At 44.0% G+C, this 14,009-nt stretch carries 15 protein-coding genes; 12 read left to right on the top strand and 3 right to left on the bottom strand.

The window, feature by feature from the left end:
• Positions 1 to 6 precede the first annotated feature (6 nt).
• The 11 genes from ccoN to ttcA all read left to right on the top strand — a co-directional run bounded on the left by ccoN (position 7) and on the right by ttcA (position 9,942).
• A complete protein-coding gene (gene ccoN / locus FLM48_RS11055; RefSeq protein ID WP_028772228.1) occupies positions 7 to 1,434 on the top strand; it encodes a cytochrome-c oxidase, cbb3-type subunit I in 1,428 nt (475 codons plus the stop codon).
• A gap of 12 nt (positions 1,435 to 1,446) precedes the next feature.
• Positions 1,447 to 2,073, top strand: a complete 627-nt coding sequence (gene ccoO, locus FLM48_RS11060; RefSeq protein WP_028772229.1) for a cytochrome-c oxidase, cbb3-type subunit II — start codon at positions 1,447 to 1,449, stop codon at positions 2,071 to 2,073.
• A gap of 14 nt (positions 2,074 to 2,087) precedes the next feature.
• Positions 2,088 to 2,258: a CcoQ/FixQ family Cbb3-type cytochrome c oxidase assembly chaperone gene (locus FLM48_RS11065; protein ID WP_028772230.1), complete on the top strand. Its 171-nt coding sequence runs from the start codon at positions 2,088 to 2,090 to the stop codon at positions 2,256 to 2,258.
• A complete protein-coding gene (gene ccoP / locus FLM48_RS11070; RefSeq protein ID WP_028772231.1) occupies positions 2,258 to 3,214 on the top strand; it encodes a cytochrome-c oxidase, cbb3-type subunit III in 957 nt (318 codons plus the stop codon). The genes FLM48_RS11065 and ccoP overlap by 1 nt, the downstream gene beginning before the upstream one ends.
• A 109-nt stretch (positions 3,215 to 3,323) precedes the next feature.
• Complete coding sequence (locus FLM48_RS11075) at positions 3,324 to 3,803, top strand: FixH family protein (protein ID WP_028772232.1); 480 nt, start codon at positions 3,324 to 3,326, stop codon at positions 3,801 to 3,803.
• A 7-nt stretch (positions 3,804 to 3,810) separates the two neighbouring features.
• A complete protein-coding gene (locus FLM48_RS11080) occupies positions 3,811 to 6,201 on the top strand; it encodes a heavy metal translocating P-type ATPase (protein WP_179024684.1) in 2,391 nt (796 codons plus the stop codon).
• Positions 6,198 to 6,389 (top strand): cbb3-type cytochrome oxidase assembly protein CcoS, encoded by a 192-nt coding sequence (ccoS, locus tag FLM48_RS11085; protein WP_037470555.1) that lies wholly within the window; start codon positions 6,198 to 6,200, stop codon positions 6,387 to 6,389. Before FLM48_RS11080 ends, ccoS begins: the two co-directional genes overlap by 4 nt.
• A complete protein-coding gene (locus tag FLM48_RS11090; RefSeq protein WP_179024685.1) occupies positions 6,386 to 7,078 on the top strand; it encodes a sulfite exporter TauE/SafE family protein in 693 nt (230 codons plus the stop codon). Before ccoS ends, FLM48_RS11090 begins: the two co-directional genes overlap by 4 nt.
• A gap of 55 nt (positions 7,079 to 7,133) precedes the next feature.
• Complete coding sequence (gene etrA / locus FLM48_RS11095) at positions 7,134 to 7,883, top strand: electron transport transcriptional regulator EtrA (RefSeq protein WP_028772235.1); 750 nt, start codon at positions 7,134 to 7,136, stop codon at positions 7,881 to 7,883.
• A gap of 92 nt (positions 7,884 to 7,975) precedes the next feature.
• A complete protein-coding gene (gene uspE, locus FLM48_RS11100) occupies positions 7,976 to 8,908 on the top strand; it encodes a universal stress protein UspE (RefSeq protein WP_179024686.1) in 933 nt (310 codons plus the stop codon).
• A gap of 74 nt (positions 8,909 to 8,982) precedes the next feature.
• Positions 8,983 to 9,942: a tRNA 2-thiocytidine(32) synthetase TtcA gene (ttcA, locus tag FLM48_RS11105; RefSeq protein ID WP_179024687.1), complete on the top strand. Its 960-nt coding sequence runs from the start codon at positions 8,983 to 8,985 to the stop codon at positions 9,940 to 9,942.
• A 69-nt stretch (positions 9,943 to 10,011) separates the two neighbouring features.
• On the opposite strand, the gene FLM48_RS11110 is transcribed toward ttcA, so the two are convergent.
• Positions 10,012 to 10,641 carry a DUF2987 domain-containing protein gene (locus tag FLM48_RS11110; RefSeq protein WP_179026348.1) on the bottom strand — a complete coding sequence of 210 codons (630 nt, stop codon included), beginning with the start codon at positions 10,639 to 10,641 and terminating at the stop codon, positions 10,012 to 10,014.
• Positions 10,619 to 11,443, bottom strand: a complete 825-nt coding sequence (locus FLM48_RS11115) for a glucosaminidase domain-containing protein (protein WP_179024688.1) — start codon at positions 11,441 to 11,443, stop codon at positions 10,619 to 10,621. Before FLM48_RS11115 ends, FLM48_RS11110 begins: the two co-directional genes overlap by 23 nt.
• Before the next feature lie 160 nt (positions 11,444 to 11,603).
• Between FLM48_RS11115 and yvcK the strand changes: the two genes are divergently transcribed.
• Entirely contained in the window at positions 11,604 to 12,500 is an 897-nt protein-coding gene (yvcK, locus tag FLM48_RS11120) for a uridine diphosphate-N-acetylglucosamine-binding protein YvcK (protein WP_179024689.1), read from the top strand.
• Between the two features lie 83 nt (positions 12,501 to 12,583).
• Here yvcK and FLM48_RS11125 read toward each other — a convergent pair whose 3' ends face one another.
• Positions 12,584 to 13,786, bottom strand: a complete 1,203-nt coding sequence (locus FLM48_RS11125) for an amino acid aminotransferase (protein ID WP_179024690.1) — start codon at positions 13,784 to 13,786, stop codon at positions 12,584 to 12,586.
• Positions 13,787 to 14,009: the final 223 nt, after the last annotated feature.

Below are 14,009 nucleotides of genomic sequence, written 5' to 3' on the forward strand. Positions count from 1 at the left end.
AGCAATATGATGAACCATTCCCAGCCTCAAGGCGCTGATTACAATTACACCGTAGTTCGCCAATTCGCTTTAACCACAGTTTTGTGGGGCATCATTGGTATGACAGTCGGTGTATTGATCGCGGCTCAGTTAATCTGGCCACAACTGAACTTTGAAACCCCATGGCTTACGTACAGTCGTCTAAGACCTCTGCACACTAACGCCGTGATTTTCGCGTTCGGAACATCAGCACTATTCGCAACATCCTACTATATCGTTCAACGCACCTGTCAAACCCGTTTATTTGCGCCCAAGTTGGCTGCATTTACATTCTGGGGTTGGCAAGCCATTATTCTGTCAGCAGTTGTGACCTTGCCATTGGGTATCACCAGCGGTAAAGAATATGCTGAACTTGAATGGCCAATCGATATTGCTATCACCATTGTGTGGGTAGCGTACGCCGTTGTCTTCTTCGGTACCATTATTAAGCGAACTACCTCACATATTTATGTGGCGAACTGGTTCTTTGGTGCCTTCATTATTACCGTAGCGGTGCTTCACATTGTTAACTCAATGTCTGTCCCTATCAGCCTTTGGAAATCTTATTCCTTATATGCTGGTGCCGTCGATGCGATGGTACAGTGGTGGTACGGCCATAACGCGGTAGGCTTCCTGTTGACAGCTGGTTTCCTCGGTATGATGTACTACTTTGTACCTAAGCAAGCGGGTCGTCCTGTTTATTCTTACCGTTTGTCTATTGTCCACTTCTGGGCATTGATTGCCCTATACATCTGGGCTGGTCCACATCACCTGCACTACACCGCGCTACCTGACTGGACTCAGTCGTTAGGTATGGTGATGTCATTGATCTTATTTGCCCCATCTTGGGGTGGTATGATTAACGGTATTATGACCCTTTCAGGCGCTTGGCATAAGCTAAGAACCGACCCTGTTTTACGTTTCCTTGTTGTGTCTTTGTCGTTCTATGGTATGTCGACATTTGAAGGCCCAATGATGGCAATTAAAACCGTGAACGCCCTTTCTCATTACACTGACTGGACAGTAGGACACGTTCACTCTGGTGCGCTAGGTTGGGTAGCGATGGTTTCAATTGGTTCTCTATATCACCTTATCCCAGCTATTTATGGTCATGGCCGTATGTATAGCAACAATCTAGTCAATGTGCATTTCTGGCTGGCTACGATCGGTACGGTTCTTTATATCGTATCAATGTGGATCAGTGGTGTTATGCAGGGTCTAATGTGGCGTGCAGTAAACTCGGACGGAACACTTACTTATAGTTTCGTTGAGAGTATTGAAGCCTCTTACCCATTCTACTTTGTTCGATTCTTGGGTGGTGTGTTCTTCGTGACTGGTATGTTGTTAATGGCATACAACGTCATCAAGACAGTTAAAGCACCAAAAGAATCACTGCCAGCACCAGCTGAAGCATAAGGGGTAGATGAGATGAAATTCAATCATGAAATAGTCGAGAAGAATATCGGTCTATTGGGTATTTTCACTGTATTAGCCATCAGTGTTGGTGGTCTGGTACAGATCACCCCCCTACTCTTCCAAAAAGACACCACTGAACCTGTAGATGGTTTACGTCCTTATACAGCCTTAGAGCTTGAAGGTAGAGACATCTATATCCGTGAAGGTTGCTACAACTGTCACAGCCAGATGATTCGTCCACTACGCGCTGAAACAGAGCGTTACGGACACTACTCTGTAGCTGGTGAATCAGTGTGGGATCATCCATTCCAGTGGGGTTCTAAGCGTACTGGTCCGGATCTCGCCCGTGTGGGTGGTCGCTATAGCGATAAGTGGCATGAAGTGCACTTAATCGATCCTCGTGCCGTTGTACCACAGTCAAACATGCCAGGTTTCCCTTGGCTAGCTGAGAATACCTTAGATGGTAAGTACACTCAGAAGAAAATGACTGTACTCAACAACATGCACCCTGGTGAATATAAAGGCAACAACCTTTATACGCAGGAAGAGTTAGAAGGCGCACAAAAAGCAGTTGAGGGTAAAACCGAAATGCAAGCGCTTATCGCTTACCTGCAGTCGCTAGGTCACGCACTAAAATAATTGGAGGCATAAATATGGATTACGGCACAGTACAAGGGATTATTACCATTGTTGTTATGGTGACGTTTGTCGGTATTTTTGCGTGGGCTTATAGCGCTCGTCGTAAAGATCAATTTGACGAAGCCGCTAACCTTGTTTTCTCTGATGAACAGAGCAAAAACAAGGACTCAGGAGAACATAAGTAATGAGTAGCTTCTGGAGTTTATGGATTACCATTTTGACCTTAGTGGTAATTGCAGGATGTTTCATCCTTTTAAAACTTGTCTCTAAAAACACCACAGGTGTTGAAGAAGGCAAGTCTATGGGTCATAGCTTTGATGGTATTGAAGAGATCAATAACCCGCTACCAAAGTGGTGGAGTTATATGTTCTACGTAACTATCGTCTTCGGTGTGGTTTACTTAGCGCTTTACCCTGGTTTAGGTAACTTCCAAGGTTTACTAGGTTGGACAAGTTCTAACCAAAGTATCCGTAACCTTGAAGAGTCTAAATTAGCGGTAGAAACTGCTGCTAAAGAAGGCCGCTGGGTGCAGTATGACCAAGAAGTAAAGAGCGCCGATGAAAAATTCGGTCCTATCTTCAAAGCCTATGCTGAAACACCGCTTGAAGAGTTGGTCAACAATGAAGAAGCATTAAAAGTAGGCGGACGTTTATTCCTACAAAACTGTGCGCAATGCCATGGCAGTGATGCCCGTGGTAGCACAGGCTTCCCTAACCTTACAGACGGTGACTGGTTATATGGTGGTGAGCTAGAAACCATCAAAGCCTCAATCATGAATGGTCGTCACGGTATGATGCCGCCAAAAGGTGGTTTACCGATTGAAGACAGTGAAATCAAAGGCCTAACTGAGTATGTACTTAAGTTATCTGGCCGCGACCACGATGAAGCCCTAGCCGCTCAAGGCCAAGGTTCATTCATGAAAGGTTGTTTCGCATGTCATGGTATGGACGGTACTGGTAACAAGATGATGGGCGCCCCTAACCTAACCAACAACATTTGGTTATACGGTGGCAGCCGCGGCGCAATTGAACACACGCTAATGCAAGGTCGTAGCGGCGTAATGCCAGCTTGGAAAGACATGCTAGGCGAAGAGAAGGTTCATGTTATCTCTGCGTACGTTTATAGCTTGTCAAACAAGTAGTTACATCTAGTTAACAAAGAGGCCTCGATCGTATCGGGGCCTTTTTTTTAGGTGTCATCTCACACTTTTACATGTAAAATAGCGCTACTTCATCCTATAGGTATTGTTAATGAATCAACCTCAACCCTGGTATAAACAATTCTGGCCTTGGTTTCTCATCGTACTGCCACTAATTGCTGTTGTTGCTAGTTTTAATTTGCTCTATCTTGCGATTGAAAATCGTGATTCGTTAGTCTCTGAAGATTACTATAAAGATGGCAAAAGAATTAATATGGATTTGCGTGCAATCAAACAAGCTAAACAGCTTGGTATGCAATATGAATTGCTAGTTGATGATAACAAGTTAACCTTGACTCAACATGGCGGAGAAGCTTATCTCGCCGCGTTAACCGTACAATTTTTTCATCCTACGATTAAAGAGAGAGACTTTAATCAAGTGGTTACCGCCGATGGTAATCAACAGTACCAAATCGCGCTAGAGCAACCCTTAACCGGCGCCTGGGATGTTCGCATTGAAGGTTTTGATAAGTCGTGGCGCATACAGAAACGATTAGAGATCCGTGACGACAGTCAGTATTGGTTAAACTAACCGTTTTATGAGTAATCCGAGCTGTTTCCATTGCGCAGAGCCGGTAACCACTGGCTCTCAATTTACGACGCTAATCGATAACCAAGCACAGTTGATGTGCTGCCCAGGCTGTCAGGCAGTTTCCCAGGCTATTATTGATTCCGGTCTGACAAACTATTACAAATATCGTACAGAGCCAGGCAGTAAACAAACTGCCCTTGTGCCAGAAGAGCTGAATCATTACAGCGCTTTTGACTTACCAGAAGTGCAACAAGACTTTGTCCATCAACAGGACCAACTCTCATCAACATCCTTAACGATAGATGGCATCACTTGTGCCGCCTGTGCTTGGTTGATAGAACACAAGCTTAAACATGTTGAAGGTGTGGCCAGCATAAAGGTCAACAGTACAACTGAACGGGCGCAAATCAAATGGGATAATAGCCAGATAAACCTCAGCGCCATACTCAGTCAAATTAGCGCCATTGGCTACCAAGCCTCCCCTTATCAAGTCGATGAACAAGAAAAGCAAAGTAAAGAAAACAGCCGCAAGTTTTTGCTAAGACTCGGACTCGCCGGCTTTGCGACTATGCAAGTCATGATGTTTGCCTTGGCCCTCTACTCTGAATATTTTACCGACTTGGAAGTTGAGTATCGCGACTATTTTCGTTGGGTAAGTATGATTTTTGCTGCGCCAGTGGTGTTTTATTCCGCGCAGCCATTCTATTTTAGTGCCATTAGAGGCATGCTTGCTGGACGTTTAAACATGGATGTCTCAGTCTCAATTGCAATATGTGGCGCATACATAGCCAGTTGTATCGCAACGGTTCAAGGTACCGGAGAGGTGTATTTTGAGTCGGTATCCATGTTTACCTTCTTTTTATTACTCGGCCGCTACCTAGAGCAAAACGCACGCCAAAAAGCAGCAATGAGCGCCAATAACTTACACAAATTGGTGCCAGTAACCGCCAACATGGTGGATGACAGTGGTGTTGTTACTGAAATTCCCGCCAAACAACTCAAAGTAGGGATGCATGTTCTGGTTAAACCTGGTGATGCCATACCCGCTGATGGAATCGTTATAGAGGGTGAGACCGGCGTAAACGAAGCCATGTTAACTGGCGAACAAACCCCAGTAATAAAGAGCCTGACCAGCGAAGTCTATGCTGGCACCATTAACCTCGATCATCCACTCACTTTCACAGTGACAGCCGTTGGCCAAGATCAGCTGGTTAGCGAAATTATGCGTATGCAAGAAGAAGCGGCCAATAACAAGCCCAAAGTCGCTGAGTATATCGATACCATTTCGAATTATTTCACCTGGACAATTTTAGTCATTGCAGCGTTAACTTACCTTATCTGGCGTATCTATTGGCCAGAAGATGCGTTTTGGGTGACATTATCAGTCTTGGTCGCGACATGCCCCTGTGCCCTCGCCTTAGCCACGCCAACGGCAGTGACCTGTGCTACAGGCTTGTTTACTCGCCTAGGGATTGTTGCTAAAAAGCCTGGGGTGTTCGAAAAGCTGCCAGCAATCAAACAAGTGGTGTTTGATAAAACCGGGACATTGACTTGCGGAGCCTTGACCATTGAGTCGATGCAGTCCTACCAGTCTTTAACCGACATTGAAGCCCTTAATATTGCCACCGCTCTTGAGTCACAATCGCTTCATCCATTGGCTGCGGCGTTCAACGGTGACAGCAGTAAGTTGAAGGTAACCGAAGCTAAAAATTTACCTGGACTTGGCATCAGCGGCAAAGTAAATGGTTTGCAGTACACACTGGGCAGTGCCGCATTTTGTAATGTTGAGCAAACAAATCAAGTCAAGGATAAACAAACTGTTTATTTAGCTAATGATAGCGGTCTACTGGCGCATTTTGTGGTAGTTGACCAACTCAGAGAAGATGCACTTAAAGCCGTTAATGAGCTGCGCCAACAAGGCATTAGCACGAGTATCGCCAGTGGAGACAGCTCCGCTCATGTTAATCAAGTGGCCCAAGCGCTGAATATCTCCGACGTGCACAAGAATATGACACCTGCCGCCAAGCTAGCCTTGATTCAGCAATACGATCAAACATCGCCAACGGCAATGTTTGGTGATGGGATTAATGACGCGCCAGTGCTCGCGGGGGCTAATTTGTCTATCGCGATGGGCAGCGGCGCCCATGTCACTAAAAACAGTGCCGATCTTGTCCTGTTAAGTAATCAACTGGCACGCTTTGCCGATGCGATTAAGATTGCCAAATTAACTCAACAGATCATTAAGCAGAATTTGTGGTGGGCGTTAGGATATAATCTGTTTATTATCCCGTTAGCGGTGACTGGTCATGTTGTCCCCTATATTGCAGCCATCGGTATGTCAGCGAGCTCACTTATTGTCGTTGCCAATAGTCTTAGATTACTTAAGGTAAAATTATGAGCATCATTTATGTTTTGATCCCTATTGCTATGCTGTTCGTGTTGATCGCGGTGGGAATATTCTTCTGGGCAGTAAAATCAGAGCAATTTGATGACTTAGACAGACAAAGTGTGTCGATACTATTCGATGACGACATCAAACCTAGCACCCAAGACAAACACAAAGACAACGGCAAGAAATCGAGTTGAACGAGTACAGCTACACAGCGGCTTTTATTGTCGGTCTAATGGGCGCGGGACACTGCATGGGCATGTGTGGTGGAATAGTGGGAGCATTTTCTCAACAACTCCCCAAGGTGAGCCAAGGAAACGTACTCGCCCATAGACTTAGGTTCCTACTCGCTTATAACATCGGCCGAATTAGTAGTTATGGCGTAGCCGGTGCGCTTGTTGGCGGCTCAGCCAGCCTACTCGGCTTGTTGTTCGATATCGATGTTTATCTGCTGGTACTGAGGTTCATTGCAGGTGTGATGATGATCATAACCGGGCTTTATATCGCCCAAGTATGGTCTGGTGTTGTACAAATTGAACGTTTAGGTCAATGGATTTGGCGTTTTTTATCACCTATTGCGCAAAGGTTATTACCCATTCAATCGCCAATACAAGCAGGTGTAGCCGGTATTATTTGGGGATGGTTACCCTGTGGATTGGTTTATAGTACGCTAACTTGGGCAGTGGCAAGCAACTCTGCGCTACATGGCGCGGCTATTATGCTGTGTTTTGGTTTAGGAACCTTACCGGCCCTGCTTAGTGCAGGCTTAGCCGCAGATATGTTAAACAGATGGGTGCGCTCAAAATGGGTAAAATGGCTCAGCGGTAGTGCATTAGTAGCGTTTGGTTGCCATACTTTGTACATAGGTTTTGGCCAGCTAAACTAGCCCATATTATTAAATTAAGTTAACATATGGGTAATTGTGAAATTTGAGAGAGATTATGACAGACACCATTAAAAGTCGTCGTTCGGCTTCACCCGGATGCGCCATTCATTGTCATGACTGCAGTATGGGAACATTGTGTATTCCATTCACGTTGAATACCAACGAGCTAGATCAGCTTGATGATATTATCGAACGCAAAAAACCTATTCAAAAAGGTGAGCAAATATTCAAATCCGGTGACCCTCTCAAATCTCTCTACGCAATACGTTCTGGAACAATCAAAAGCTATACCATTACCGAGCAAGGTGATGAACAGATCACAGGATTTCATTTAGCTGGTGATGTAATAGGGTTTGATGGCATCCATTCTCAAATGCATCAGAGTTTTGCACAAGCGTTAGAGACCTCTATGGTGTGTGAAATCCCCTACACTACTTTAGATGACTTATCTGGCACTATGCCAAAGCTTAGACAGCAAATCATGCGCCTAATGAGCAATGAAATTCAATCTGACCAAGAGATGATTTTGTTACTCAGCAAAAAGAACGCCGAAGAGCGCCTAGCTGCGTTTATCAGTAACTTGGCAACACGATTCGGTAATCGAGGCTTTTCACCTAAAGAATTTAGATTAACCATGACACGTGGCGATATTGGTAATTATTTAGGTCTTACCGTTGAAACTATCAGTCGCTTATTAGGCCGCTTTCAAAAAGCGGAACTGATTGAGGTTAAAGGTAAATATATCACTATCGTTGACTTTGAGTCCTTGTCTAAATTATCAGGAAACAATAAGATAGGTCGGTAACCTAGTTTGTCAGGGCAAATTTGATCTAACACAAAGCAATTTGCCCCGATTGGCTCATTATTAAGTTATCGCATCACTTAAAGGAGTAAGCTATGAAGGACTATCAAAAGATCCTTGTGGTAGTAGATCCAACTAATGATAAGCAGTCGGCCATTGCACGTGCCGTTGAATTAGCCTCAAAAAATAACGCTAAAATCACCGTATTTTTATCCATTTTCGACTTCTCCTATGAGATGACCTCGATTCTTTCCGGTCAAGAACGCGAAGCAATGCGTCAAGGTGTGATCGCACAGCGTCAAGCATGGCTACAAGAAGTATTATCGGACTATCAACAAAACGGTGTTGATATTGAAAGTGAAGTGATTTGGCATAACCGCCCTTACGAAAGCATTATTTTGCATGCTATTGAAGGTCAGTATGATCTTATCGTTAAAGGTACACACGAGCACGACAAACTTAAATCTGTCATCTTTACCCCCACTGACTGGCATTTAATGCGCAAAGCGCCAGTACCTGTCTTATTAGTCAAAGAACATGATTGGCCAGTGCAAGGGAAAATCTTGTGTGCGGTTAACGTTGCTAGTGAAGATGATGATCATCAAGCACTAAATGGCATCATTATCAATCACGCACTGGATTTAGCCAAAAAGTTTGATGCACAAGTGCACCTCGTTAATGGTTACCCAGGCACACCCGTCAATTTGGCTATTGAATTACCGGATTTTGATGCACATACCTATAGTGAGACTATTCGTATGCAGCACGAACAACGAGTCACTTACCTTGCAAATAGCTATGGTATCCAAGCTGATTTTTGTCACGTCAAAGAAGGACTACCAGAGGATGTAATTCCTGAGGTGGCAGCACATCTAGACGCTGAACTAGTCATATTAGGCACCGTTGGCCGTACTGGATTTTCAGCGGCATTGATTGGTAACACCGCCGAGCATGTCATCGACAGTATTAACTGTGATTTATTAGCAATTAAACCCGAAGGCTATCGTTCACCTCTCGAAGAGAGTTAATTTAGTTACTTCTTTGCTAACAATTAATACGCTATACTACGCGCCCTGATTTTGAGTCTCTAGGCGCGTTTTTTATGTCTGATAACCAACAAACTTTATCTAAAAAGCAAATTACCCGATTAAATAAGCTGCAAAAGAAGTTACGCCGTGAAGTGGGCAGTGCAATCGCAGATTATGGCATGATTGAAGATGGCGATAGGGTAATGTGTTGTTTGTCTGGCGGTAAGGACAGTTACGCCATGTTGGACATCCTCGTTAATCTGCAGCAACGTGCGCCTATTAACTTTGAAATCGTGGCAGTAAACTTAGATCAAAAGCAACCTGGTTTCCCTGAAGATATCTTGCCCGCTTACCTCGATACGCTGAACGTGCCTTACCACATTCTTGAAAAAGACACTTATTCCATTGTTAAGGATAAGATTCCAGAAGGCAAAACCACTTGTTCGCTATGTAGTCGTTTGCGCCGTGGTACCTTGTATGGGTTTGCACAGCAAATTAAAGCCAGCAAGATTGCATTAGGTCATCATCGTGATGACATAGTGGAAACCTTGTTCTTAAATATGTTTTTCGCGGGTAAGCAAAAAGCCATGCCACCTAAGTTATTATCAGATGATGGTGCTAACGTGGTTATTCGCCCCCTTGCCTATTGCAGAGAGAAGGATATTGCTGAGTACGCAGAGCTGAAAGCGTTTCCTATCATTCCTTGTAATCTATGTGGTTCTCAAGAGAATTTAAAACGCCAAGCCGTAAAAGATATGCTCAAAAGTTGGGATAAAGAACATCCTGGCCGTATTGAAACCATCTTTACCGCAATGCAGAACACCGCCCCTTCGCAAGGTGTTGACCGAAACCAGTTTGATTTCAAAAGTTTAAAGCAAGATCCTAATGCACCGAAATCAGGTGATGTCGCTGAAGCTGAGCTACCAGCTTTCGATTTTCTAGATATTGCCAACAGTGGACATATCGATTTAGATGCTGCTGCCAATGTTAAACCGGAACACAAAATCGATATTGTCAGCACTTATCAGCCCTAATGTGATGGCTTTGCTGTGATCCTGTCAGTCTGTAGACTGACGCAATAAAAAAGGCCTGACGGCCTTTTTTTATTCTGTGCCCGTCCACGGGCTAACAACCAATGGCTGCTCGCTGAAGCTAATGTCGCCTAACTCCGTAATTGCCTGAGTCGAAAGACGATACACACCTTGCACTCTATGCTCGATGCCATCGGTGGTTACCATCACTTGTTTATCATGGGCGAACTCAAAATTGATGCCATTGGTTGATTCACTGAAGTAACGCATAGGAAAGCCCTGCATCGATTTCAATAAGCTATTCATCTGCTCATCAATTTCAACGACTTCGCTGCCCTTATATTGTGTTTTAGTTTGCTTCGCCCTGATCTGCATTGCAATACCACAACTGCTGCCATCGCCCTGCATATCAAGATTGATCACAGCTCTATCTGACTTTAAGGCGCCATCATAAGGGATATAAAGGCGCTGAGTATCGCTGATAGTCAATGGAAATTGTTCTTTCTCAGTCGTAATAGAGCCACCAAGTACCACACACTCTTTTGTCTTTGGCACACTAAACGCTATTTCAATAAGCGGGTAATGACCTTTATTAACCTGTTTTAATCGCTGATAGAAACCTTGATATTCTAAAGAGATTGGCGCCGCTTGAGTCACGCCACACGCCATAATAAGGCAACTAAACAGAAGGCCTTTTTGCATCATTGTCCACCAAATATTTTTTGTTATGTCTGAGCATTTCGAGTAGTTCATCTATATAGGCCTCTTGTCGCTCAGAATAATGAATGAGACCGTAAACTAATTTTGTTGCTTCGGGTTGCTTGTTCTGTGCACGAAGGTCAGCACGTATTGAACGTAACAGCGAATAGGCAGCGTTAGAATTAAGATTACGCAAATATGACGCGACGGAGTCCTCTACACTATCAAACACTGCGACTTCATGACTCATACCCGCCGTCCGAGACTGGGGTACCAAGCCGCACCCCTTTCTAAAACACCATTGACCGAAGAAATTTAAACCTTGCTTGGCAAAACGAGAACTCCCCCAACCGGTTTCGTTAGCGGCCTGGATGAGTACCATATCTTCAGGGATGATATCAACGCGCTCTAAAAGTTGGGTTAAGGTATTTTGATTAATTGAACGCATCGCCAATTGGTATTTACTGGCTAATCCTTCAATTCTAAAACGCTCAGCTTCGGTTAAATTTTGCTGCTCTAGGTGCTGTAAAGACTGTTTTAAAAACTGCCTTTCATCAGCAATAATTGCATTTTGATGACGGATAGCCGGACGCAAGTAATCGAAAAAAGCTTGCTTCTTTTCCGACACATCTTTTATTGCATTGAAATCAGGAATTTTACTCGCAGGCAGTTGATTCTCTACTACCTTGCCTTTGGCTGTAGTACCGTCTTCTACTTGGTGAATCAATACAGCGCGACTCGTTAACAGCGCAAGTGTGACTAAGCCAAGTGACACGACTAACTTACCTACTCTACCTGTCTTCAAATCGCCACCCTTAATTCTATTATGAGTCTCGATTATATACTGAAACAAGGCGCCAGTGCGAGCAAAGCGCCGTAAAGCTAAAGCAACATTTTTTTGGTAACCATGCATTAATCTCAGGTATAATTGCCGCCCAACTCGCAAAGATTTTACATGTTGCTTTATGCCTCAGAAAATAATCAGTCAATTTGACCATATTGTCGCCATCGGTGGCGGACATGGATTAGGTCGAGTACTCGCAGCATTAAATTTTCTTGGTCCTAAACTGACTGGCATTGTCGCTACGACTGATAATGGTGGTTCGACAGGAAGACTTAGGCAATCACAAGATTGCATTGCCTGGGGTGACTTACGGTATTGCTTGTCACAGTTGGTTGCCCAACCTTCCGTTGGCTCTTTGTTGTTTGATTACCGCTATGGCGGCAGTAGCGAGCTTGCCGGTCATAATTTAGGCAACCTTATGTTATTGGCCCTTGATCAACTGTGTGTTCGGCCGCTAGAAGCAGTGAATTTGATACGCCAAATGCTTAATATCGACTGCCAACTTATCCCGATGTCCGAGCAACCTACCCATCTTGTGGCTATTGCCGGCGCTGGCGATAAAGTTTATGGCGAAGTAGAAGTTGATGACATGAATCAACCACCAGTGGCTTTAGCTTTAGAGCCACAAGTTGAATCGACTAATGAAGCTGTTAGTGCGCTCAAGTGCTCAGATCTGATTATTTTAGGCCCTGGTAGCTTCTTAACTAGTGTTATGCCACCGCTGCTATTGCAAGACATCGCTACCGCCATAAATCAAACAAACGCGCCAATCATTTATATTGATAATCTGACTCAAGAGCCAACATCAGCGGCTAACTTTAGTTTGGATAAACGCCTACAATGGTTTCAGCAAGTGCTCAATGGTAAGCCAATTGACGCGGTTTTACGCCATGGTCCTCAAAGCAGTATTGACGGTAATATCTACACCACACCACTAATTAGCCAAGAGCATTTAGCTATGCACGACAAGCAAGCGCTTGTTGCTGCATTGGCCAATATCATGGCTAATATGGAATAAAAAAGGAGCCGTTAGGCTCCTTTTTGTTGTTAGTCATACTGTACTAATCGTGATTATAGACTTACATCTACCGCCGCTTAAGCTTATGAGTTAGCAAGTACAGCTGCTATCGCTTTACAAATAACAGGCATATTAGATTTAGTCATGCCAGCAACACTGATACGACCGCTACCCACAATATAAACACCGTGGTCAACTTTAAGCTGATTAACCTGATCTTTTGTTAAACCAGAGAAACTAAACATACCATTTTGATCATTAATAAAATCAAAATTCTGTTCAACACCACAAGCTTTTAAGCTTTCTACAAACAGGCCGCGCATCTGTGCAATTCGCTCGCGCATCTGCTGCAGCTCTTGTTGCCATAGTTCACTCAGCGCTTCGTCAGCTAGAATAGTGCTTACAATAAGCGCGCCATGGGCTGGGGGATTAGAATAATTTGCGCGAATCGTGCTTTTTACTTGGCTAAATGCTTTGTTTGCAATTGTTGATGATTCAGCAACTAAAGTCACCGCCCCAATGCGTTCATTGTATAAACCAAAGTTCTTAGAGAAAGAGTTAGCAACCAATAACTCAGGGACAATGTTAGCGACGATACGCAAGCCCTGTGCATCTTCTTCAACACCAGCACCAAACCCTTGATAGGCAAAATCAAACAGCGGTACTAATTGCTTATCCAAGCACAGCTTGGCGATAGCTTCCCATTGTTGTGAGTTAAGATCGATACCAGTTGGGTTATGACAACAGCCATGGAGTAACACCAAATCACCCGCGTTTGCGGTATTTAAATCCGCACACATGGCGTCAAAGTCCATGTCATGGGTCTCTGGGCGATAATAGCCATATTGCTTAACCGCTAAATTCGCCGAGTTAAAAATATTATTGTGGTTAGCCCAACTTGGGTTACTGACCCAAATGGTTTGAGCTGCGGTATTTTTTACCAAAAATTCTGCGGCTACCCTTAACGAACCCGTTCCACCTGGTGCTTGTGCCGTCGCGGCGCGTTTCTTTACTACGACATCGTGAGACTTGCCAAACAAGAGTGTTTGTACCGCTTGGTTATATGCTTGAACGCCATCTATTCCCAAGTAGCTTTTACTTGTTTCGCTATCAAGTAATTTTTCTTCTGCAAGTTTAACCGACTTCAAAATAGGTGTTGCACCCGACTCATCCTTATAAATCCCAACTCCTAAGTTGACCTTCTCTGCGCGAGGATCAGCTTTGAATGCATCAGTAAGGCCCAAGATGGGGTCGGCACTTGCCTGCTCTACCTGGTTAAATATCATGGTTTTGTCCTGAAAAATAAGCGTATATGTAGGGTTCGATGCTAGTTATACCAAAGTCAGTCAAGGCTTCATAGCGACTTTGCCACAAAGTGAAAAAAATAGTCAATGAACTAGCGATTATGAATTTTATGGCGATTTTTATGACAAATTGTCAATATATAGCAGTGTTTACTGCTCATCATTCAACTAACAAAGCAGATTAGTATAGCGTTCTAAAATATTG

Origin of the sequence: Shewanella sp. Scap07, assembly GCF_013394145.1 — a bacterium.
GTDB classification, from domain to species: domain Bacteria; phylum Pseudomonadota; class Gammaproteobacteria; order Enterobacterales; family Shewanellaceae; genus Shewanella; species Shewanella waksmanii.

Coding starts and splice junctions, on each gene's coding strand:
- ccoN (WP_028772228.1), top strand. CDS start 7: ATGATGAACCATTCCCAGCCTCAAGGCGCTGATTACAATTACACCGTA.
- ccoO (WP_028772229.1), top strand. CDS start 1,447: ATGAAATTCAATCATGAAATAGTCGAGAAGAATATCGGTCTATTGGGT.
- FLM48_RS11065 (WP_028772230.1), top strand. CDS start 2,088: ATGGATTACGGCACAGTACAAGGGATTATTACCATTGTTGTTATGGTG.
- ccoP (WP_028772231.1), top strand. CDS start 2,258: ATGAGTAGCTTCTGGAGTTTATGGATTACCATTTTGACCTTAGTGGTA.
- FLM48_RS11075 (WP_028772232.1), top strand. CDS start 3,324: ATGAATCAACCTCAACCCTGGTATAAACAATTCTGGCCTTGGTTTCTC.
- FLM48_RS11080 (WP_179024684.1), top strand. CDS start 3,811: ATGAGTAATCCGAGCTGTTTCCATTGCGCAGAGCCGGTAACCACTGGC.
- ccoS (WP_037470555.1), top strand. CDS start 6,198: ATGAGCATCATTTATGTTTTGATCCCTATTGCTATGCTGTTCGTGTTG.
- etrA (WP_028772235.1), top strand. CDS start 7,134: ATGACAGACACCATTAAAAGTCGTCGTTCGGCTTCACCCGGATGCGCC.
- uspE (WP_179024686.1), top strand. CDS start 7,976: ATGAAGGACTATCAAAAGATCCTTGTGGTAGTAGATCCAACTAATGAT.
- ttcA (WP_179024687.1), top strand. CDS start 8,983: ATGTCTGATAACCAACAAACTTTATCTAAAAAGCAAATTACCCGATTA.
- FLM48_RS11110 (WP_179026348.1), bottom strand. CDS start 10,641: ATGCAAAAAGGCCTTCTGTTTAGTTGCCTTATTATGGCGTGTGGCGTG.
- yvcK (WP_179024689.1), top strand. CDS start 11,604: ATGCCTCAGAAAATAATCAGTCAATTTGACCATATTGTCGCCATCGGT.
- FLM48_RS11125 (WP_179024690.1), bottom strand. CDS start 13,786: ATGATATTTAACCAGGTAGAGCAGGCAAGTGCCGACCCCATCTTGGGC.